19 protein-coding genes are annotated in these 19,902 nt (G+C 52.9%); 9 read left to right on the top strand and 10 right to left on the bottom strand.

The window, feature by feature from the left end:
- Positions 1-2 precede the first annotated feature (2 nt).
- Positions 3-2,774: an MHYT domain-containing protein gene (locus Ga0123462_RS08035; RefSeq protein ID WP_100265836.1), complete on the bottom strand. Its 2,772-nt coding sequence runs from the start codon at positions 2,772-2,774 to the stop codon at positions 3-5.
- A gap of 234 nt (positions 2,775-3,008) precedes the next feature.
- Between Ga0123462_RS08035 and thiI the strand changes: the two genes are divergently transcribed.
- Positions 3,009-4,178 (top strand): tRNA uracil 4-sulfurtransferase ThiI, encoded by a 1,170-nt coding sequence (gene thiI, locus Ga0123462_RS08030; protein ID WP_100265835.1) that lies wholly within the window; start codon positions 3,009-3,011, stop codon positions 4,176-4,178.
- Positions 4,171-4,440 carry a hypothetical protein gene (locus Ga0123462_RS08025; RefSeq protein ID WP_100265834.1) on the top strand — a complete coding sequence of 90 codons (270 nt, stop codon included), beginning with the start codon at positions 4,171-4,173 and terminating at the stop codon, positions 4,438-4,440. Before thiI ends, Ga0123462_RS08025 begins: the two co-directional genes overlap by 8 nt.
- Here Ga0123462_RS08025 and Ga0123462_RS11490 read toward each other — a convergent pair whose 3' ends face one another.
- Genes Ga0123462_RS11490 through Ga0123462_RS08010 form a run of 3 tightly spaced genes read right to left on the bottom strand, consistent with a single transcriptional unit; the run spans position 4,441 to position 5,611 of the window.
- On the bottom strand, positions 4,441-4,596 hold the full coding sequence (locus tag Ga0123462_RS11490) for a hypothetical protein (protein ID WP_198507322.1): 156 nt from the start codon (positions 4,594-4,596) through the stop codon (positions 4,441-4,443).
- Between the two features lie 35 nt (positions 4,597-4,631).
- A complete protein-coding gene (locus tag Ga0123462_RS08015) occupies positions 4,632-4,859 on the bottom strand; it encodes a hypothetical protein (RefSeq protein ID WP_100265832.1) in 228 nt (75 codons plus the stop codon).
- A 17-nt stretch (positions 4,860-4,876) separates the two neighbouring features.
- The gene (locus Ga0123462_RS08010) at positions 4,877-5,611 is read right to left on the bottom strand and encodes a creatininase family protein (RefSeq protein ID WP_100265831.1); all 735 of its coding nucleotides are present in this window, start codon (positions 5,609-5,611) and stop codon (positions 4,877-4,879) included.
- 112 nt (positions 5,612-5,723) lie between these two features.
- Between Ga0123462_RS08010 and Ga0123462_RS08005 the strand changes: the two genes are divergently transcribed.
- Positions 5,724-6,227 carry an O-acetyl-ADP-ribose deacetylase gene (locus Ga0123462_RS08005; RefSeq protein ID WP_100265830.1) on the top strand — a complete coding sequence of 168 codons (504 nt, stop codon included), beginning with the start codon at positions 5,724-5,726 and terminating at the stop codon, positions 6,225-6,227.
- Here Ga0123462_RS08005 and Ga0123462_RS08000 read toward each other — a convergent pair.
- On the bottom strand, positions 6,224-6,844 hold the full coding sequence (locus Ga0123462_RS08000; protein WP_100265829.1) for a cytochrome b/b6 domain-containing protein: 621 nt from the start codon (positions 6,842-6,844) through the stop codon (positions 6,224-6,226). The two genes, Ga0123462_RS08005 and Ga0123462_RS08000, sit on opposite strands and share 4 nt — an antisense overlap.
- Before the next feature lie 135 nt (positions 6,845-6,979).
- Here Ga0123462_RS08000 and Ga0123462_RS07995 point away from each other — a divergent pair, with 135 nt between their 5' ends.
- Positions 6,980-7,180: a hypothetical protein gene (locus tag Ga0123462_RS07995; RefSeq protein ID WP_100265828.1), complete on the top strand. Its 201-nt coding sequence runs from the start codon at positions 6,980-6,982 to the stop codon at positions 7,178-7,180.
- Between the two features lie 23 nt (positions 7,181-7,203).
- Here the strand turns inward: Ga0123462_RS07995 and Ga0123462_RS07990 are convergent, their stop codons facing one another.
- Positions 7,204-7,818 (bottom strand): flavin reductase family protein, encoded by a 615-nt coding sequence (locus tag Ga0123462_RS07990; protein WP_100265827.1) that lies wholly within the window; start codon positions 7,816-7,818, stop codon positions 7,204-7,206.
- Between the two features lie 70 nt (positions 7,819-7,888).
- Here Ga0123462_RS07990 and Ga0123462_RS07985 point away from each other — a divergent pair, with 70 nt between their 5' ends.
- Positions 7,889-8,359 carry a DUF5615 family PIN-like protein gene (locus Ga0123462_RS07985; protein WP_100265826.1) on the top strand — a complete coding sequence of 157 codons (471 nt, stop codon included), beginning with the start codon at positions 7,889-7,891 and terminating at the stop codon, positions 8,357-8,359.
- On the opposite strand, the gene Ga0123462_RS11375 is transcribed toward Ga0123462_RS07985, so the two are convergent.
- Entirely contained in the window at positions 8,333-8,506 is a 174-nt protein-coding gene (locus tag Ga0123462_RS11375; RefSeq protein ID WP_157821317.1) for a hypothetical protein, read from the bottom strand. The genes Ga0123462_RS07985 and Ga0123462_RS11375 overlap by 27 nt on opposite strands.
- Before the next feature lie 79 nt (positions 8,507-8,585).
- Here Ga0123462_RS11375 and Ga0123462_RS07980 point away from each other — a divergent pair, with 79 nt between their 5' ends.
- The 4 genes from Ga0123462_RS07980 to Ga0123462_RS07965 all read left to right on the top strand — a co-directional run bounded on the left by Ga0123462_RS07980 (position 8,586) and on the right by Ga0123462_RS07965 (position 13,686).
- Positions 8,586-9,299, top strand: coding sequence for a hypothetical protein (locus Ga0123462_RS07980; protein WP_100265825.1), 714 nt, complete (start codon positions 8,586-8,588; stop codon positions 9,297-9,299).
- A gap of 185 nt (positions 9,300-9,484) precedes the next feature.
- On the top strand, positions 9,485-9,781 hold the full coding sequence (groES, locus tag Ga0123462_RS07975) for a co-chaperone GroES (protein WP_100265824.1): 297 nt from the start codon (positions 9,485-9,487) through the stop codon (positions 9,779-9,781).
- A gap of 107 nt (positions 9,782-9,888) precedes the next feature.
- Positions 9,889-11,520 (top strand): chaperonin GroEL, encoded by a 1,632-nt coding sequence (gene groL, locus Ga0123462_RS07970; RefSeq protein WP_100265823.1) that lies wholly within the window; start codon positions 9,889-9,891, stop codon positions 11,518-11,520.
- Positions 11,521-11,775: 255 nt separating this feature from the next.
- On the top strand, positions 11,776-13,686 hold the full coding sequence (locus Ga0123462_RS07965) for a SurA N-terminal domain-containing protein (protein WP_100265822.1): 1,911 nt from the start codon (positions 11,776-11,778) through the stop codon (positions 13,684-13,686).
- A gap of 104 nt (positions 13,687-13,790) precedes the next feature.
- Here Ga0123462_RS07965 and Ga0123462_RS07960 read toward each other — a convergent pair whose 3' ends face one another.
- The 3 genes from Ga0123462_RS07960 to Ga0123462_RS07950 all read right to left on the bottom strand — a co-directional run bounded on the left by Ga0123462_RS07960 (position 13,791) and on the right by Ga0123462_RS07950 (position 19,839).
- Complete coding sequence (locus tag Ga0123462_RS07960) at positions 13,791-15,014, bottom strand: 3-deoxy-D-manno-octulosonic acid transferase (protein ID WP_232726408.1); 1,224 nt, start codon at positions 15,012-15,014, stop codon at positions 13,791-13,793.
- 262 nt (positions 15,015-15,276) lie between these two features.
- On the bottom strand, positions 15,277-18,372 hold the full coding sequence (locus Ga0123462_RS07955; RefSeq protein ID WP_100265821.1) for an efflux RND transporter permease subunit: 3,096 nt from the start codon (positions 18,370-18,372) through the stop codon (positions 15,277-15,279).
- Positions 18,373-18,375: 3 nt separating this feature from the next.
- Complete coding sequence (locus tag Ga0123462_RS07950) at positions 18,376-19,839, bottom strand: TolC family protein (protein WP_232726407.1); 1,464 nt, start codon at positions 19,837-19,839, stop codon at positions 18,376-18,378.
- Between the last annotated feature and the right edge of the window lie 63 nt (positions 19,840-19,902).

Below are 19,902 nucleotides of genomic sequence, written 5' to 3'. Positions count from 1 at the left end.
GGTTAATCCAGCAGTAAGCGGATTGTGCTGCTTAGCTCTTGAATTCTAAATGGTTTGGAGAGGACAGGTATCGATTCAATGCCTTGCAATGACTGTAGCGAGTCAGCTTTGTCGTAACCTGTTGCAAAGATGATTTTTGCCATGGGGTCTCTTGCCAGAATCTCCCGGGCAGCATCGGGGCCTCCGACTTCGGGCATCACGACATCCAGAAGAATCAGATCAACTTTAATTGACTTGCAGAGCTCCACAGCCTCTCTGCCGTTTTCTGCCATCATGGTTTTATAGCCCAGCATTTCGAGCGCTTCTGCTGTTGTGTGACGCAGATGGCTGTCATCATCAACAACCAGGATGATTTCGCCGTGACCCTCTGCAGCTTTTGACGAGATGCCAATCTTTCTGGCGACCTCTTTTTCATCGGAAAGGGGGAGATAGATATGGAACTCAGTTCCAAAGCCGGGATTGCTTTTTACCTCGATAAAACCGTGGTGGGATTTGACGATGCTCATCGACATTGAGAGGCCGAGGCCGGTGCCTTTTCCTACCTCCTTGGTTGTAAAGAAGGGGTCAAAGATACGATCAAGATGGGCTTTTTTAATGCCTTGGCCGTTGTCGCACAGCAAAATATGAGCGTATCGTCCCACTTTGGCATCCAGATGTTTTGTACAGAATGACTGATCGGCCTCAATCTGTTCAATCTGAAAGCTGATGGCGGGATCTTTGACCTTCCTGACTGCATCCACGGCATTGCCGAAGAGGTTCAGAATAAGCTGCTGAAGCTGGGTCGGATTGGCAACAATGACCATCTCATGCGAGCTGATCTGTTTATTCAGTTTGATATTCTCAGGAATCACAATCTGATGCAGCTTGAATGCCTCTTTGATAAAGCTGGTGAGTGAAATCGGACTCATTTCCACCTCTTCACTGCGGGCAAAAACCATCATCTGTTTGATCATCTCGGCAGCCTGAAAGCCCACCTTCTCAACATCCTCAATTTTCTCCTTCATTTCAGGCATGCCATGCATCTTCTTTTTCACCATGAACAGGTTGCCGATCATACCTGCCAGCATGTTATTGAAGTCATGGGCGATGCCACCAACCAGGGTTCCAAGCGCCTCCATTTTCTGCGCCTGACGGAACTGTGCCTCCAGTGTTTTATGCTCACTAAGGTCTTCATGAATGCCGACGAAATGGGTGATCTCTCCACTGTTGTTGCGGATCGGAGATATGGTCAGCATTGCAGGGTAGAAGCTGCCATCCTTACGTTTTTCGATGATTTCGCCCTGCCATACCTCTCCGGATTTGATCGTTTTCCACATATTCTCGTAAAATTCATCATCCTGATTCCCGCTGTTAAGCAGGGCCGGGGTTTTGCCGATCACCTCATCTTCGCTATAGCCTGTATTGGAGCAAAATGCCTGATTAACGTATTCAATGACGCCATCGTAGTCAGTAATCAGGACTGCTTCACCAGCTTGGTCAATGGCTTTGAAAATCTTATCAGCCTGACTCTCCAGCTGTTTATTCTGGATGATATTGGCAATCGCATCGGCAACTGCAGTCAGGAATGTCGATTCTTCCTCATTGGGTTTGTGGCCGGGTTGTACATAGAGATTGATTACACCAAGCAGCCCTGCGGGCCTGAGAATCGGAACACAGTAATGGCCATGGTTTTCCATCTCATGCGTACGTGTGGTGTGCTCGGCATCCAGGGATGGCTTGAAGATCAGCGCCTTCTGTTCGGCAGCCATGCCGCAGAGACAGCGGCCGTACTCCACGCTTGAACAGAGGCTAAGCAGCTGATCTCCGAGGTTGCGTTTAGCTATCATCGTTAATTCCGATTTTTTGTCATCGGCAAGAAAGATGCTTCCTTTTTTATCCAGAGCCAGCCATTCAATCTCCAGAATCTCATCCAGAACTTTGTCGAGTGTTTCGGAAAGAGTGAGGTTTTCCAGTGCAAGCGATAGAATTTTAGAGAGGGAGTGGTTGATATCTGCACGCTGCTTCATCGCAACGGCAGCTTTTTCCGAGATCGAATAGGCCTCGTCGAAAAGGGCAATGATAATGATGGTGCCCTGAACCAGAAATGCGACGATCAGGATGAATATTGCCAGGATCAGCGGATCAATCGTTGCTTCAAAGTGAAGCTTTTCTGCACGCTCAAAGAAAGTCATGCCCTCCATGGCAGTGTAGTGCATGGCTGATACTGCAGTACCCATCACAACGGCCGCCGCTGATTTGGTGCCAAGCTGGCTGAAGATGCGGCTGTCACGCAGCCTGTTGGCAATCAAGAGGGCGGCGGTTGAGGCGACAATGGCGATCACAATAGCCAAAATAACGATGGAATGATCGTGGTGCATGGTCGCATTCAACCGTATGGCAGCCATGCCGGAGTAGTGCATGCCCGCAATTCCAAGTCCCATGACCGTTCCGATCAGATAGGTTGTCGGGGAAGATGGACTCAGCCCGACACCTGAGTGAAGAGGATAGATGGCAATGGCGCTGACCACGACTGCCAGCAGCAGAGACATAGCGGTAAGTGCGATATCGAACTGCACCGGAATCGGCATCTGCAATGCAAGAATGGCAATAAAGTGCATGGTCCAGATGCCTGCACCGAGACTCAGGCCGAATGTGGCCACCCATGCCAGCGACTGTTTGTTGGAACTTGAGGCGTAGATACGGGGAACAGTCGCGAGGGCGACAAACGAGGCGCCCATTGCCGCCATAACAGAGACAACGACCAGCAGCCAGTTATATGTTCCCAATATTTCCATTCCGGCCCCTAGCCTATATCAGAGAAGTAAGGCTAGCGCAGGAAGGGGCTGGCTTCAAACGCCTGTTGTTTGCTTCTGACTGAAGAATATTACTCTGAGAATGGTCGAAAGCATAATGGTGGAAAAGGCTGATCCCTCCCTCCGTTTGTTTTAACAGCTCGAAAGATCAGAATATAAACGCTGAATGATCTAAAACACTGCAACTTCCTTGATCTGGAGTTAGATTGCCGCACTATGCCAAAATTACTGTTTCATTTCGGAGAGCTCTCTTTAAAAGGGAAGAATCGCTCCATCTTTGAGCGCCGTATGGCGCAGAATATCAAGCGGGTGATTGAGCCGGTGCTCAAACGCGGTGGCTTCTATCGCGAGTATGGCCGTATGACCGCCGATGTTGTGTCGGTCAGCGATGAGTTGCTCGATCTGCTTGCCCTGATTCCCGGTATCCGTAATTTCTCTGTCGCCCATGAGTGTGCCCTCGATCTTGAGGCAATACAGAATAAGGCGAAAGAGGCGGTGGTTGCTGATTTCGGGCCCGATGTTGCAGGCAGACCATTCCGGGTCACCAGCAGGCGCAGCAATAAACAGTTTCAATTCACATCACCTCAGCTCAATTTCGAGGTCGGCGGTTTTCTGAAGAACCAGCTCAATCTGGCCGTGAACCTGAATAACCCCGAGATCGATATACGTGTTGAGGTGGCGAAGAACTCCGCCTATATCTATACCCGCAAGATTATAGGTATCGGCGGACTGCCGGTTGGTTCATCTGGACGTGGAGTCGTGCTCTTCTCCGGCGGCATTGATTCGCCGGTTGCTGCCTACTCCATGATCAAGCGTGGTATGGAGGTGGTGCTGGTGCACCTCTACAACAGCACAATCAACCGTGATTTTGTTAAGATCAGGGACCTTGCGCGTCAGATATCCCTCTATCAGGGTCGTGTGAAACTCTATCTGATCGATCTGGAAGAATTTCAGCGCCATGCCATTGCCCATGTGCCAGCCGAGTATCGTATGATTATCTACAAGCGGCAGATGATTCGTTCGGCAGCCAAGATTGCTCACCAGGAGAAGGGGCAGGCACTGGTTACCGGTGATTCGCTCGGTCAGGTAGCAAGCCAGACCCTGGCCAATATCCACGCCATATACGATGCCTCCGACCTGCCGCTTCTGTCACCACTTATTGCATGGGATAAAGAGGAGATTATCGCACTTGGCCGCCGAATCGGGACCTATGAAATCTCTATCGAGGAGTATTGCGACATCTGCTCCTTCCTGATTGCCAAGCATCCAGAAACCAACGCCAGGCGGGATCGTGTGGCGGAACTCGAGAGCCTGCTACCGGTTGAGGGTCTGGAGTGCCCGACCCGACTTATCCGCTTTGATGGAGGACGGGAGCTGGATGCCTGACGGTAATTCTCCGAACGGTTTCAAACGAGGTCTCGGACTATTTCTGTTCTGGATATCGTGGCTGCTGTGGGGATTGATGCTGGTCGCGCCGTTCCTGATTGATGCAGAAGCATCCACAATCGCTGTGGCTGCCACGACGCTGCTGGTGGCTGCCGAATTGAGCTTTGCGGCAAGCCTGCTTCTTCTTGGGCGACCCTTTTACGATGCCTTTAAGGCGAAACTGAGACCGCTGTGGCGGAGGGTTCGCGGCAGTAACGAATAACTATTTTCCGGTTTTCTTCTCTTTTGCGGTTTGATCAGGTTTATCTTTAAGTCGGCGCGAGATGTTTTTTTCACTGCTGCTGAATGTGAAACGACCTGAAAGCGTACACCCCTTCATGCCGGGGTCACACTTCCTGTCCGGTACCCTGCGACACATGCCGTCCACCTCGTATGGACAGCCCCAGCCACTGCTCAACTGCCACCTCTCTTTTTGCGGCTGCGAACGAATTTCACCACCAGAAGAACAGTTGGTAGCAGATGCCAGAAGAGATCAAAGATATCGATCGGTTTTGACAGCGTGCCGTCAGCCAGCATCTTCAGTTTTTCGATCAGGTGCGGTTCCGGTTCAAATGGCAGCATAGCCATCAGTACTGCAATTGCGATCAGGGCCAACCAGGGCAGTTCATCCAGCCATTTCATCATTGCACTCCTGTTGGTCAGCTATTGGCGACAAAGGCATGGAAGTCCTTTGTCAGTGTTTCAACCGCAAGCTGATAGAAGCGTTCACCATCTGCAACTGTGGCAAGCTGGGGGCTGGAGCCAATGCGCCCGTCGGGAAATTTGCGCCTGAAATCTGCCGCATCGTAGAACTCATCCGTCGGAGCAACTGCCGGCTCCATCTCGGCATGTTTTACCGCTTCCGGGTGAGCATGATAACTTAATGCCACTTCGCTGACTGTGGCATGGTATCCCTCGGCGTTTCCATATAGCTCTTTTGCCAGTGCTGCAATTGCCGAGTCGCGCCACCAGTTGGCCAGCCGGCAGCGGGGGCTTGTTTTATCATTGCCATGGCCGGCATAGATCTCGGAAAAAGCTGAAGTGACGGGTGCGATGTTGCCACCGTGGCCGTTAAGGAAATAGAAGTGGGTAAAGCCGTGTTGTCTGAATGAACCTACGATGTCGATTACAACTGCCATCAGCGTGGACGGGCTGAGTGTGGCGGATCCGGCGAAGGCCATGTGGTGCTGCGACATGCCGTAACTGATGGTTGGCGCCACCAGCATATCCTCTTTCTCAGCCATGCCGGCTGCAATATGGGTCGGGCAGATACTGTCGGTGCCGATCAGACCGTTCGGACCATGCTGCTCGGTTGAGCCGATAGGGATTATGATCGCTGTCGAGCGCTCCAGATAAGCTTCGATCTCCTGCCAGGTGCTCAGTGCAAGTAACATGGTTACCTCCGCATCACGTTTTGTGGCACGCTAACCGGAAACATTTATTTTTCGAGTCCGCTGCGCATCGGAAAAAAAGCGGCTATAATAAAAGTGTAGTCAGGAGCAGACGATGCCGGATATTCGTATACTACAGACCGACATAACCCGCCTGCATGTTGATGCCATCGTCAACGCTGCCAACAACACATTGCTCGGTGGTGGCGGGGTGGATGGTGCGATTCATCAGGCTGCAGGCCCCAAGCTTCTGGAAGAGTGCAGGAGGCTGGGTGGTTGTGTGACCGGCGATGTGAAGGTGACTCAGGGTTATGAGCTGCCTGCAAAGTGGGTGATTCATGCCGTCGGCCCTGTCTGGCAGGGGGGCATTTACGGCGAGCCGGAACTGTTGGCCAGCTGTTATCGCAATGCGCTTGCAGTTGCCCACTATAAGGGACTGGAGTCGATCGCTTTTCCTGCGATCTCTACAGGAGTATTCGGCTATCCTGCAGTGCGTGCGGCCAAGGTGGCTGTGCGCGAGGTGCTCGATTTTCAGGATTTTCACGGCGGGTCTGAACTGGTCATCTTTGCCTGTTTCGACGCTGCGATGCTGGACCTCTACCGGGGGTTGCTGATTTAACCCTTATCCTCTTCTTTCAGTTCTTTAAGGCCGGTGATCATGGCGCGCGGCAGGTTTTCTCCATGCAGCAGGCTTGAGACTGCTACGCCGGCAAGATGCAGGAAGATCAGTATCAACATCAGGTTGACCGTGAATTCGTGTATCTCCTCCCAGAACTCCTCATCGCCGTGATCTCCATAACCGCCATTCCAGTCATCATCGGCATGGACGACAGATATCTCCATCGACACACCTGCCAGCGGCCCCTTGCCCTCGGCAGCGTAGGCTTCAAGGCCGGTCCAGGTGACGAGTGAAAGCACCACCAGCATGACTACCACCATCACTCCTCCAGCCGGATTGTGGCCGAGGTAGTGTTTGGGGTGTCTGGTCGCCAGGCTCCTAAGATAGGCTTTGACCTCTGATGGGCGGTAGATGAAGTTGGAGAAGCGGGCATATTTCGTGCCGACCAACCCCCAGATCAGGCGCAGGGCGATCAGGGCAGCGATAATATATCCAGCCCAGGCATGCAGAGATTCAACCTCTCCTTCACCGCTGAGGTAGGCGAGGACGAAAAATATCACCAGGGACCAGTGAAACAGGCGTACAAAAATATCCCAGACCTTAATCGATTGCGGCATTCAGTGGCCTCCTGATAGAAAAACTGTGCGCAGGGTAGTGCCGGTTTCTTAAACCAAAATGAATCGACTTCTTTGGATCGCTCATCTGTAAACGGGAACCCTTCCACTTGCGGCTTTTTTGCATAGAGTGCGCGCATGAATAATGCAATCGGTATAATTCTCGTTTTTTTCATTCTCGTTGCAGTTGTGGTGGTGACGAACTGGCAGGAGAAAACAGGCAAGAAACTCAGTGATTTCACATGGTATCGTTATGCCAAGTGGCTGGTTCTCAGCGTTCTGGTTCTTGGTGTCCTGAGTGTCCTGATTCTTTCAATCTACGGTGCAGCCACACTCTGATTTTGCAGTTGTGGAGGCACCTGTTAAGCAGGCCTCTTCATCCTGATCACCTCGGATAGTGAGGCATACTCATCTGCACCGAGTCTGGCGACTGGATTCAGTTTCTCTGCATCCACTTTAATACGCCCTTCGATCGTTCTGTCGATAACGGATTCATCAAGATGGATCGATTTAATCTCTCCGAAAATCAGCGATTGGCTGCCATGGCCGATCTTCCGGATTTCGAAAAGTTCGCACCCGTAAGCCACCTTTGCCGCTTTCAGGCGGGGCAATGGAAAGCCATCAAATGGCACAGTTTCCAATCCCAGTCGATCCACCTCGGATACATCCGCGGGTAACGTTTCGGCACTCGCATTCATCGCATCAATCAGTGACATATCAGGGATATGTACTACAAAGTTGTTGCGTGCCTCGATATTTCTGCAGGTGTCCTTCTCTTCGTGCTCCGATTTTCTGCCGACTGAAATCATGATCAGGGCCGGGTCTGAGCAGACGGCTGAGAAGTAGGAGAAGGGGGCGATGTTAAAGCTGCCGTTGCTGTGTTCTGAGAGTATCCAGGCGATCGGGCGTGGTATCAGCGTCTGAATAGTGTGGAAATATCGCTGGCCAGGTGTCAGTTCATCAAAGTTGATAATCATGATTGCTCTCCTTTTGGCCAGTTTATCTCTCGGGGTTCACCGGGTACAAGTCTCGATTTAGGTTCTCGGCATGAACCGGTTTCTATGTGATGAGATGATGGTGCGGTTGGGGAAATGGCTCAGGGCGGCGGGTTACGATACTGAGATTGCTGGCGCTGGAAGCAATGATAGTGATCTGCTTGAGGCTGCCATTGTTGAGTCGCGAATCCTTCTGACCCGTGATCGCAAGTTTCTTGAGCGAACAGGAGCTTCCGGCGTGGTAGTTTTGCTTTCTGGCAATGATCTGCAGGGCTGGATTGTGCAGCTCTCTCGATTGCTGGGGCTCAACTGGCTGCATGCCCCGTTTTCCCGCTGTCTGCTCTGTAACGGTGTGCTGGAGGCGGGGCCAGGCCCGTATCTCGACAGAGTGCCGGATTACGTGGTGCGGGAGCATATTCCATGTTACCACTGTGGAAGGTGCGCCAAGCCCTACTGGGAGGGAGGGCATGTGGAGCGCATGCGGCGCCGGCTTATCTTATTTCAGACGATCTGTGACGTTTAAGTGATCAGCAGGAAGACCGAGCAGCTTGAAAATGGCTATGGCGAGAATCAGGCATGCGGCAACAAGGAACCAGACTGCCCAAACGGGTGGCGTGATAAATGCTGCGGTCATGCAAAGCGGCGCCAATGGTCCGGGGTTTCTCATCATAAGCAGCTCCTTGCTGCTATTATAGCAGGTCTTATTGAGACTGCTTTGATTTGAGCGATGAGGCGATTAGTTTGTGGGTATGAGCGCTGTTCCGAATTTTTATCTGCTGGATGAATGCGGCCTGAATATGCAGGCAATATTTAACCTTGCCGAGTTGCCGGAAGAGATACGGATCGCTGTTGAAGATCAGGTTCAGGACTATTCAGATTACACTCAGCTGATCCTCATTGCCCACGGTGGCAGATGCATGTGGAAGGCTGTACAGGCCTCTGAATTCAGGGGGGTGGCTGATCCGATCGATAGTTTTTCGGTCAACAGGGTGAAGCGCTGGGCAGCCGAGGAGATGCCTGAGGTCTGCTCAGAGATAATCTATCCGGCACCAAATCGTATTGTGCCGCTGCAGGCCCTGGGAGGGTTGGCCGGCTGGCACCACGACTCTCCATTCCGAATTGGCATCAACTGGAAATGGGGTTCATGGTTTGCCTATCGTGTGGCTGTCCTTGTCGACACTGATTTCGATCCGACAGAGCGAATGGATGATCCTTCCCCCTGCGATAGCTGTATCGAAAAACCCTGCCTTACTGTCTGCCCTGCATGTTTGCCTGATTGCGGCGAAATTTCCATGGGCTGCTGCATCAATTACAGGCTGTCGGACGGGTCTGCTTGCAAGACTCAATGTCTTGCCCGTTCAGCTTGCCCTGTCGCCCCTGAGCATCGCTATTCGAACGAGCAGATCGACTATCACTATGGCCGCTCAATGCGGACCATTGAGGCATGGCAAAAAAATCGCTGAACCTTTCCCGACTGCAATATTCCCTCTTTCAAATAATATTCAGCTGTTGACACAGCAGGGTGGACTCCCACCATTGGCACTCCTCTTTGGAGAGTGCTAAATAAATTCACTCGGGGGGTTGAATCGGCGTAAGCTGATTCCTATATACCAGTTTCCATATTAACTTATTGAAAGGAGAAACATCGATGGCAACAACAGTCCGTCCTTTACACGATCGCGTAATCGTCCGCCGCTTGAACGAGGTGGAGAAATCAGCTGGAGGCATCATCATCCCTGATTCCGCTAAAGAGAAGCCGATTGAAGGTGAAGTGATTTCAGCAGGTAAGGGTAAAATCCTCGAGAACGGCGATGTTCGTCCGCTGGATGTCAAAGCAGGCGACAAGGTGATCTTCTCCAAGTACGCAGGTACTGAGATCAAGCTTGACGGCGAAGAGTTCCTGATGATGCGCGAGGATGACATCCTCGGCGTAATCGAAGGATAATAAACCTGCACACTTTGCACTGATGATTTGCCGTCTGATATTGGCGAGAAATCACAGGGATTTTAATTATTTCATAAACTGAATTAGAAAACATAGGAGAAAAAAGAATGGCTAAAGACATTCAATTCGGCGAAGAGGCCCGTGCTAAAATGATGGTCGGCGTCAACAAACTTGCTGACGCAGTAAAAGTGACTCTCGGCCCGAAAGGCCGTAACGTTGTACTGGATAAATCTTGGGGCGCACCAACCATCACCAAGGATGGTGTTTCTGTAGCGAAAGAGATCGAACTGGAAGACAAGTTCGAGAACATGGGCGCTCAGATGGTAAAAGAGGTGGCTTCCAAAACTGCGGATATCGCAGGTGACGGCACCACCACAGCTACCGTTCTGGCACAGTCCATTGCCAAAGAGGGTGTAAAAGCAGTTGCTGCCGGCATGAATCCGATGGATCTCAAGCGCGGTATCGACAAAGCAGTTACTGCTGTGGTTACCGAACTGGCAAGCCTCTCCAACGAAGTACAGAATCAGGAAGAGATTGCTCAGGTGGGCACCATTTCCGCCAACGGCGATTCCGAAATCGGTCAGATCATTGCGAATGCCATGGAGAAGGTTGGCAAAGAGGGTGTGATCACTGTCGAGGAAGCGAAGGGTCTGGAAACAGAGCTGGATGTGGTTGAAGGCATGCAGTTCGACCGCGGCTACCTCTCCCCTTACTTCGTCACCGATACAGAGCGCATGGAAGCATCTCTGGATCACCCGTACATCCTGCTGTTCGAGAAGAAGATCTCCAACATGCGTGAGCTGCTGCCGGTTCTGGAAGCTGTTGCGCGTACCGGCAAACCACTGCTGATTATTGCAGAAGACATTGAAGGCGAAGCGCTTGCAACGCTGGTTGTGAACAAGGTTCGCGGTGTGGTTAACGTGGCTGCAGTGAAGGCACCTGGCTTCGGTGATCGTCGTAAGGCGATGCTGGAAGACATGGCTATCCTGACCGGAGGTAAGGTGATCTCTGAAGATCTCGGTCTGAAGCTTGAGAATGTTACCCTGGAAGACCTGGGTACCGCCGGCAATGTGAAGATCAGCAAAGACACCACTGTTATTGTTGACGGTGATGGTGAAAAGAGTGCGATCGAAGGTCGCGTTGCTCTGATCCGCAAACAGGTTGAAGATTCCACCTCCGATTACGACAAAGAGAAGATGCAGGAGCGTCTGGCCAAGCTGGCTGGCGGTGTTGCCGTGATCAAGGTCGGTGCTGCGACTGAAGTGGCGATGAAAGAGAAGAAGGACCGTGTCGATGATGCACTGCATGCAACCCGCGCCGCGGTTGAAGAGGGAATTGTCGCTGGCGGTGGCGTTGCTCTGATCCGTGCACGCAAGGCGCTTGATAATGTTGTGGGTGTTAACCACGATGAAGATACCGGTGTGAAGATCATCCGTCGTGCGCTCGAAGAGCCACTGCGCCAGATCGTTTCCAACGGTGGTGGTGAGGCATCTGTTGTGGTCAATGAAGTATCCAATGGTGAAGGCCACTACGGATATAACGCACAGACCGAAGCCTACGGCGACCTGGTCAAGATGGGCGTAATCGATCCGACCAAGGTAACCCGCTCTGCTCTGCAGCATGCGGCATCTATTGCTGGCCTGCTGATCACCACTGAAGCGATGGTTGCGGAGATCCCGAAGCCTGAAGCTGCTGCGCCAGATATGGGCGGCATGGGTGGTATGGGCGGCATGATGTAAGCTCTCCTAAGGGAGTTTCATTCAGCGGCATTATCGCGATGCATTTAAAGGGCGATCCGGAAGGGTCGCCCTTTTTTGTTTTAACGGAACAGGAGATGCATCCATTGTTCAGGTTTTAGGGTTATCGGACTTTTCAGGGCTACAGCCGTTGCTCTGAAAACGTTGCTTCGGTAGCGTCGCCAGTCCTTATATTTATAGGGGAGCGGGGGCCATTGCCGGTTTCAGTTTCTCCTGATTTTTGAACCGGGGTTTATCATGCTCGAATCGATGCGTAATCACGCGCAAGGCTGGATCGCTAAAATCATTCTCGGCGGTATTGCACTCTCATTTGTACTATGGGGTGTCGGCGACTATTTCATGGGCGGGGGCGCTGAACCGGTAGCTTCAGTGAATGAGAAGCCGATCGGCCAGAACGAGTTCTATGTTGAGTATAACCGGCAGCTTGAAGCCTATCGTCGTATGCTGGGCAACCAGTTTTCCAAGGAGCTGGCGGAGTCTCTGAACCTGAAAGAGACAACGATCCAGACCATGATCAATCGCAGACTTATGGTCGATACAGCCAGCAAGCTTGGGCTTGTTGCACCTGAGGCTATCGTGCTGGCCACGATACAGAATGAGCCCTCATTCCAGTCTGCAGGCAGCTTCGATCCACAGCGCTACCAGATTCTTACCCGCAATATGGGTTACGGATCGGCTCAGGACTTTGAGAACGAGATGCGCATCAATATTATGGTTGATGCACTGCAGCAGGCCCTTACTCAGTCCGTACACATCTCCGAGGCCGATATTCGTGATGCCTTCAACAGTGAATATGAACAGCGTGTGCTTGCCGCCATCATTGTTGATCCGGATACTCTTCTTTCATCAGTGAAGGTTGAGGAGGCCGATGCCAAGGCTTGGTACGAGGCACATAAAGAGGCCTATATGTCTCCGGTTCGTGTCCGTCTTGACGCAGTGGAGATCAACCCGATCGATCTGGCTGCCGATATCTCGGTGAGCGAAGCCGAACTGCAGAGTGCTTATGAAGAGCGTAAGGCCGAATACACTGAAGAGGAGAGCCGCAAGGCTTCTCACATCCTGGCAAAGGTGGCCGGTGATGCATCCGAAGCGGTTCGTCTTGCTGCTCGCGAAAAGATCGAGAAGGCACTGGCACGTATCAAGGCCGGCGAATCTTTCGCAGCCGTGGCCGAGGATGTCTCTGAGGATGTGACAGCAAGCAGTGGTGGTGATCTGGGATGGTTCAAGGCGGGCGTCATGACCGCAGCATTTGATGAAGCGGCCTTCTCTCTCGATAAGGGCGATCTCAGTGAGATTGTGGAGAGCGAGTTTGGATTCCACCTGATTATGCTGGAGGATGTTCGCCCCGCAGCGGTTAAGTCTTTTGAAGAGGTGAAAGAGACGCTACGCATGCAGTTGCTGCAGGCACGCGTGATGGACGAGGCCTATAAGCTTTCTCAAGATCTTGATGAAGCTCTCGGCATGGAGGATTCACTCAAGGCCGCTGCCGAATCCGTGAACCTGAAAGTGACGAGTATTGATCCTGTCAGCATGGATGAGGCGATCGCCCAGCCTCTCCTGTTCGATTCCGAGGTGCGCGCCAAGGTGTTTGCCACCATGCCGGGCCAGGCAGTAGAGATCATTGAAGCCGGAAAGGGGCGCTATGTTGCATTCGAGGTGCTTGAGCGCATAGATCCTGAGGTGATTGATTTTGCTAAGGTGGCTTCGCGTGCATTTGAGGATGCCCGTCAGGATGAAGCACACAAGCAGGCGAAAAAACTGGCCGATGAGATTCGTGGGATCAGCGACAAATCACTGGACGATCTTGCGCAGCAGTATGGGCAGGCCAAATATATCTCTAAGCCGGTTCGCAGCAATGGCGATGGTGACAACGCTGCTGGCTGGTTAACGCCTGAGCTGTTGAGTAAGGCATTCCTTACTGCATCCGGCAGCTGGGTGGATGACAGTCTGAGCGTCTCACAGGGTATTGCCGTGGTGCGTGTGGAGCAGGTTATTGCTCCGGATGAGACAGAGTATGAGGCGAAGCGTGAATCGATTGCCAAGACGGTCAGGCAGGCTGAAGGTCAGGCCCGTTTTGCTCGCTGGATGGCCTCTGTTCGCGACCGTGCTGAAATCATGGTGGACGAGAAGGTTCTGGACAGGTTCTGACAGCTCTCTGAGCTATAAAAAAGCCGCCTTCGGGCGGCTTTTTTTATGTGCCAGCGAAGGCTTCTTTTTCGACTACCAGATAGCTTTAAAGCGGTGGTGGATGTTCATACCTTTTTCGGAACATTGACCAGCCATGGCTCGATCTCGGCCATTATCCGTTCCAGTACATCTCCTTTGTCGCCCATAAAGAGAGCGGCACTGGCATTGAGCTCTTTCAGTTCATCAGGATGTGTCAGCAGGCGTGAAATAACCTGTTCAAGATCAGAATCGTCAGCAGAAATAATGGCTGCCTGGTGGCGCTGCATCTCATCCATGATTTCGCGGAAGTTCTGAACGTAGGGGCCAGTTACAGCGCCGCGACCGCAGATGGCTGCCTCCAGAGGATTGTGGCCGCCAATATTGGTCAGGCTTCCGGCAATGATCACGGCATCAGCCACCGTATAGAGTTTTCCCAGAACACCCATGGCATCGATCAGGATAACATCTGAATCGGCCGCTGCAGAAGCTTCGCCTTGCCGTTCCGACCAGCGAGCCAGCTTCAGTCCTCGTGCTCTGATTATCTCAGCCACCTGATCGAAACGTTGCGGATGGCGTGGCACGATGACCGTTAGTAAATCCGGGCACACGGCATGCCATGCCGGCCACATATCGAGAACTTTTTCATCCTCGGATTCATGGGTGCTGGCTACGAGCAGAATCGGGCGATTGGCACCGGAGTCGAGTTGCAACCGCAGTTCATTAGCATCCACTTCAGGAGCGGTGATCGCATATTTCAGGTTGCCTGCTACATGCACCTTGCTGTGTTCTACACCCATTGCAACCAGGCGTTCAGCATCAATTGAACCCTGTGCCAGAAAGAGAGAGACGGGTTTCAGGAACCGTTTCCAGAGGAAGCGGCTGGCGTAATAGCGGGGAAAAGAGCGGTCGGAGATACGTGTATTAATGCCCACGACAGGGATTTCCGCCCTGCGGCATGCTGAGAGCATGCCGGGCCAGAATTCGGTTTCAGCGAGCAGCAGCAGGGCAGGTTTCAGGACTCGAACAAATCGAGTGAATGCCGAAGGGATATCCCAAGGCAGATAGGAGAGGGAGATATGCTTGCCAAGCAGTCGATCAGCATGGGCATAACCTGTTGCTGTGACTACTGTAAGGTGGATTTCATAACCTCTGTCGAGAAGCCTACGGATCAGTGGCGCAACCGAGCCTACCTCACCAACCGAACAGGCGTGCACCCAGATGCAGCCCGGCAGTGATTCAGGCAGTTGTAGCATCAACTGCTGCTTCCATTTGATTATATCCCGGTTCGGTTGTTCTGCAGCCTCGCTCATAGCCCTATTCGAACAGGAACGCACCGCTTGCGCCAGTTTGAAGCGCGCATTTCATTACAGCATGGAGGGAACAAGCTAAAGCCGAAAACGATAAAGGCCCCGTTTTCACGGAGCCTTTATCTTAAAGGGTGTCTGATGTCGGGGAGGGAGGGGAGGGAGGGTGACACCAGACAATGCGGACTTTAGCGGTGCTGCAATGAGAAGGCGGTGAATCCGGCATTAAAAAATATTTATAATACCCGAGTAAAACAGTGCGATAATATCAGTTTTGCGTCACCTTTCTTCCCATCATTCTCTGCACCCTGTGCTTGATATCCATGGCAATGCCTAGTGCAGCCGGCACTGAGAAGAGCGTGATGATGGTTGAGAACATCAGGCCCCAGGAGAGCGCCAGCGCCATTGGTGCAACGAATGGATCGTGGCCTCCCCAGCCGTATGCGGTCGGCAGAAGTCCTACCACGGTTGTAATGGCTGTTAGCAGTACGGCGCGCAACCGGCGTTTGCCGCTCTCGATAATCGCATTGCGCCAAGGCACACCATCAAGGATCTGACGCTGGATAAACACGGCCATCACCAGTGATGAGTTAACCACTACGCCGGTCAGTGCCACAAACCCCATCATTGCCATGAATGAGAGAGGGGCACCGTGCAGGAAGAATCCGACAACAATACCGATTACTCCGAAAGGGATGGCCAGCATGACGAGGATGGGATAGCCGACGCGGTTAAACTGCACGGCGAGGATGGAAAAAATACCAAGCAGGGCGAAGAGGAAGCTGAATACCAGTCCGCGTACTGACTCGTCAGTCTTCTCCTGTTCACCACCAAGATTGAAGTGAACCGCCTCCGCATCACCTGCGAGCCACTTCTGCTTATTCTCGAGTACGATATCGTTAAGTTCCTTTGAGGTAATGTTCTTCTTATCCACCTCGGCAGAGACATTGATCACGCGCCTGGCATCCTTATGGCGGATGCTGCTGGTGCCTTCGTGCTCCTCAAGTTTGGCGATGCGGTGCAGCGGAATCAGGCCTCCCCTCTTGTTGGGGATCTCAAGCTTCATCAACGTGTCGACATCGTGTTGGGAGGCCTCGGGATAGCGAACCGTAACATCTATCTCCTCTTTGCCGCGCTTGATTGTTGAGACACGCAGGCCGTCGAATGCCGCCCGGATATGTGTTCCAGCAGTGGCCAGATCAACTCCTGCATATGCCGCCAGTTTGCGATCCATCACAATACGGATCTCGGGATCTCCCGGTTCCAGATCGCTCTCTACCGCATAGACGCCATTGATAGTCGCAAGCATGGCGATCAGTCGCTCGGCAACCCGTGACATTGTTGCTTCATCGCCGCCGGTCAGCTCCACCTGCAGGGCGCGGCCGACCGGAGGGCCGGGACTCTCCATGGCGAAGCTGATGTCCACATTCTGGAAGAGGGGCGGTATCTCCTCTTTGAGCAGGCTCATGACATCGTGTGCCTTCACATCGCGCTCAGTGAACGGGATCAGGATAATGCGTTCGAAGCCGAAGCGATCGCCGATCTGTTTCAATGCTTCCCGCTGGTCGGCACTGTTTTCGCCGGCAATCATCGTGGTGGTTTCCAGGATCGCCGGATCGATGCGTTTACGCACCTCGGTATCGAGCTTCTTCAGGGTGTCGCGCATCTCTTCCAATGTTGTGCCGGTCGGCATGGTGAGGCGCAGGTAAAAGGTGCTCTCTGCACCGGAAGGGAAGAGCTGGAACTTCATCGTGCCGGCCAGAGCAAAGGCGGCAATCAGGCCTGCAACGGTAAGCAGTATGGTGAGGTAACGCAGCTTGACAGCCTTCTCAAGCAGCCAGGTATAGATATTGGTGATCCAGATAAAGAGCGTTCTCTCTTTCGGATGTTTGTTGGGATTGGCCACATCACGGATGTGGTTGGGCAGGATAAAGATCGCTTCGAACCATGAAAAAGCAAGCAGAATGACTACCACCAGTGGAATATTGGCAATAAATTTGCCGATAATTCCATCCATGAACAGCAGCGGCATGAATGCGACGATCGTGGTCAGTACGGTTGCAGTAACCGGTCCGATCAGTTCATAGGTTCCTTCAATGGCAGCCTGTTCGGGCGAGAGGCCCCGCTCCATGTGATAGGTGGCGTTCTCACCGATAATGATCGCATCATCGACCATCAGTCCCAGCACCATAATAAAGCCGAACATCACCAGCAGGTTGAGGGTTATACCCATGGCGTAGAGGACGCCGATGCCGGCGAAGAAGATGATCGGCAGTCCCCATGCGGTTGTCAGTGCAACGGCCGGGCGCAGGAAGAGCATCAGCATAACCAGAACGAGTGCCAGACCTATGGTGCCGTTGCTGGTAAGAACACCCAGCCGAAGCCGGGTAATGGTGGAGAAGTCATTGTAGGCACTGACGTTCACTTTTTCGCCGTATTTCTGTGGGATTGTACCAAGATAGTCACGCACCCGATCCACCAGATCGATAATATCAGCATCGCCCTTTTTAATGACGATCATCGTAATCGCCGGGTCGCCCTTGGCGCCGACGTAGCGGTAGGGACGCTCAAGCGTTTCGGTGACATCCGCGACATCCTTCAGATAGAGCGCCTGCCCCTTCTCATTGGAGCGCAGGACAAGGTTGCCTGCATCTGCAGCCGATACAAATTCACCGGTAATACGGATAATGCTCTGACCGTCGGGCTCCTTCAGACGACCACCCGGCGCATTTACATTCCAACCCTTGACCAGTGCGATGATATCGTTGATCGAAACACGACTGGCGCGCATCTTCTCCGGATTAGGAACAATGCGGATCTCCTCTTTGCGGCTACCCTGAACGAAGACGTTGGCAACACCTCCGATATCGCGGATATCATCCTCGATCTGCGAGCTTAAATGTTTGAGCTCCAGATCTTCGAAATCGCCGAAAATGGAGAAGGTGAGAACAGGCGTCTGTTCCGATTTTACCTCCATGATGGTCGGATCGAAAGGGAGGTCGATCGGGAGATCAGCACGGTTGATCGCCTGTTGAATATCTGAAACGAGACGCGAGCGGTCGGCAAAATTGGGGTCAACCTCAATGGTGATCTGCATGGTGCCGGAGAAGGCGGTGGAACGGATCACATTGATACCGTCGATCCCCTTAAGCTCCTGCTCGATCGGGGCAACCATCAGCCGCTCCACTTCACGAGGGGCGGCGCCCGGATAGGCACCGGAAACGGCAATCACATCGAAATTCACGCTCGGGAATGCTTCGCGTTGCATGCTGATGCCTGCATAGATTCCACCCAGCAGCAGAATGATGGAGGTGAGGTTGACCAGAACCCCATGCCTGACGAAGTAGGCGATCATATTTTTCATGAATTATTGTCCGTTGCCACTGATGTCGATATGCAGCGATTCAAGCAGGCTACCTTCTGCCCAGCGCAGCTGTGTGGCTGCCAGTTGGAGGGTAAGTGCCTGTAGATCGGCATTGAGTTCAGCACTCAGCAATTCGCCTTCAAACTGCACCAGCGTGGCGGTGTCGGAGCGCCCTTCGCGATAGCGCTTCATTTCGGCTCTGAATTTTCGCCGTTCAGCTTCAGCCTGTCTGCGGGCTGCCTCAAGTGTGGGTCTGCCATTGCGCAACGAAGTAATGGCGGTGGCAAGGTCATTGCCGATCTGTTCAAGGGTGCTTGCGCGTTGTGCAATGATGCGCTGCCTCTGCAGTTCAGCTTTCCGGACAGCGGCGCGCGCAGAATTTCGACCAAGCACTTCAGACAACTCGACAGAGAGTGCTGCGTAGTGGTCGTTGGGGCTGAAGCCACCGGCTGCGGCCCCGCCTGCACTGGTATCAAGTGCCCGGGTGCCGATCTCTGCGACCAGATCCAGTTGCATATTGTCATTGTTGCGTGCGATTGCGAGTTGCGCTTCTGCAGAGTCCAGCTGTGCCTGCAGCAGTTTTAATTCAACTCTCTTCTGTTCGGCAACCTCTCGCGCCAGTTGCATGGAAGGGATAGTGAATTCCGTGACGGGTTCGTTCTGCAGTGTGATATCACTCTCCGGATTGCGAAGCATCAGTCGGTTCAGATTGTTCTGGCTGGATGCCCGGCGTGCATGCGCTCGCTGCTGGTCTGTCTTACGTGCCGCCAGCAGCGCTTCCGCCTGCAGGCGATCCGCGGTTTCGATTAAGCCGAACCCCTCACGTACGCGCTGGTAAGCAAGCAGATCTCTGGCGCGCTGCACCGCCTGTTCGGCAATACGGATGCTGATATCGTCGGAGGCGAGCTGATACCATGCGTTGGTGGTATTCAGCGCCAGCATGCGGGCGGTTACAACCTGCTGCAGATCGGCTGTGCGCAGGCCGGCCTCGTTGGCCAACAGCGACTGGCTGTAGTCGGGCCGGTCGTTGCCTTTCAGGAGCGGGTGACGGTAGTTCAGATTGATCTGGTTGCGGTAGGCCGGATTGAAAGCATTGAGCTGGGCAGCCAGAGGCGATGGCGGGTAGGCCTGACTGGTGCGGTTGTATTTGAAATTAGCCCCCAGTGTGCCGCCATTCTCAAGTGGTTTGGCTATGCTGCCTGAGAGCTGGCCAAGCCGGGTTTCGGAGGGTTGAAAGCTGCTGGAAGTTGGAGTGGTCTCCTCGCTGGCACCTATGCGGGCGGTTATCACCGGATCGAGCATTCCTTCAACAGACCTGATGCCACTTTGGGCAATCTGACGGTCAATACGCTTGATCTCCAGATCAGGGTGTTTGGCAATGACTGTTTCAATCGCTCTTTTCAGATCCATCTCTTCGGCCATGGCAGGCAGAGTTATGCCGGCAAACAGCAGAGTGGTGAAAATCATACGGTAGAACGATATGCTCATATGGCTCCCTTCACAGAAAAAATCGCACTTTACGTATCTAAG

This window comes from Mariprofundus ferrinatatus, assembly GCF_002795825.1.
In the GTDB taxonomy this organism is placed as follows: Bacteria; Pseudomonadota; Zetaproteobacteria; order Mariprofundales; family Mariprofundaceae; genus Mariprofundus; species Mariprofundus ferrinatatus.
The sequence above is the reverse complement of the archived record's forward strand: the minus strand, read 5'-3'. Positions and strand labels throughout refer to the sequence as shown.

Bases quoted from the DNA above. Each gene is read 5' to 3' on its own strand.
- Ga0123462_RS08035 (WP_100265836.1), bottom strand. From the start codon at position 2,774: ATGGAAATATTGGGAACATATAACTGGCTGCTGGTCGTTGTCTCTGTT.
- thiI (WP_100265835.1), top strand. From the start codon at position 3,009: ATGCCAAAATTACTGTTTCATTTCGGAGAGCTCTCTTTAAAAGGGAAG.
- Ga0123462_RS08025 (WP_100265834.1), top strand. From the start codon at position 4,171: ATGCCTGACGGTAATTCTCCGAACGGTTTCAAACGAGGTCTCGGACTA.
- Ga0123462_RS11490 (WP_198507322.1), bottom strand. From the start codon at position 4,596: ATGTGTCGCAGGGTACCGGACAGGAAGTGTGACCCCGGCATGAAGGGG.
- Ga0123462_RS08015 (WP_100265832.1), bottom strand. From the start codon at position 4,859: ATGAAATGGCTGGATGAACTGCCCTGGTTGGCCCTGATCGCAATTGCA.
- Ga0123462_RS08010 (WP_100265831.1), bottom strand. From the start codon at position 5,611: ATGTTACTTGCACTGAGCACCTGGCAGGAGATCGAAGCTTATCTGGAG.
- Ga0123462_RS08005 (WP_100265830.1), top strand. From the start codon at position 5,724: ATGCCGGATATTCGTATACTACAGACCGACATAACCCGCCTGCATGTT.
- Ga0123462_RS08000 (WP_100265829.1), bottom strand. From the start codon at position 6,844: ATGCCGCAATCGATTAAGGTCTGGGATATTTTTGTACGCCTGTTTCAC.
- Ga0123462_RS07995 (WP_100265828.1), top strand. From the start codon at position 6,980: ATGAATAATGCAATCGGTATAATTCTCGTTTTTTTCATTCTCGTTGCA.
- Ga0123462_RS07990 (WP_100265827.1), bottom strand. From the start codon at position 7,818: ATGATTATCAACTTTGATGAACTGACACCTGGCCAGCGATATTTCCAC.
- Ga0123462_RS07985 (WP_100265826.1), top strand. From the start codon at position 7,889: ATGAACCGGTTTCTATGTGATGAGATGATGGTGCGGTTGGGGAAATGG.
- Ga0123462_RS11375 (WP_157821317.1), bottom strand. From the start codon at position 8,506: ATGATGAGAAACCCCGGACCATTGGCGCCGCTTTGCATGACCGCAGCA.
- Ga0123462_RS07980 (WP_100265825.1), top strand. From the start codon at position 8,586: ATGAGCGCTGTTCCGAATTTTTATCTGCTGGATGAATGCGGCCTGAAT.
- groES (WP_100265824.1), top strand. From the start codon at position 9,485: ATGGCAACAACAGTCCGTCCTTTACACGATCGCGTAATCGTCCGCCGC.
- groL (WP_100265823.1), top strand. From the start codon at position 9,889: ATGGCTAAAGACATTCAATTCGGCGAAGAGGCCCGTGCTAAAATGATG.
- Ga0123462_RS07965 (WP_100265822.1), top strand. From the start codon at position 11,776: ATGCTCGAATCGATGCGTAATCACGCGCAAGGCTGGATCGCTAAAATC.
- Ga0123462_RS07960 (WP_232726408.1), bottom strand. From the start codon at position 15,014: ATGAGCGAGGCTGCAGAACAACCGAACCGGGATATAATCAAATGGAAG.
- Ga0123462_RS07955 (WP_100265821.1), bottom strand. From the start codon at position 18,372: ATGAAAAATATGATCGCCTACTTCGTCAGGCATGGGGTTCTGGTCAAC.
- Ga0123462_RS07950 (WP_232726407.1), bottom strand. From the start codon at position 19,839: ATGATTTTCACCACTCTGCTGTTTGCCGGCATAACTCTGCCTGCCATG.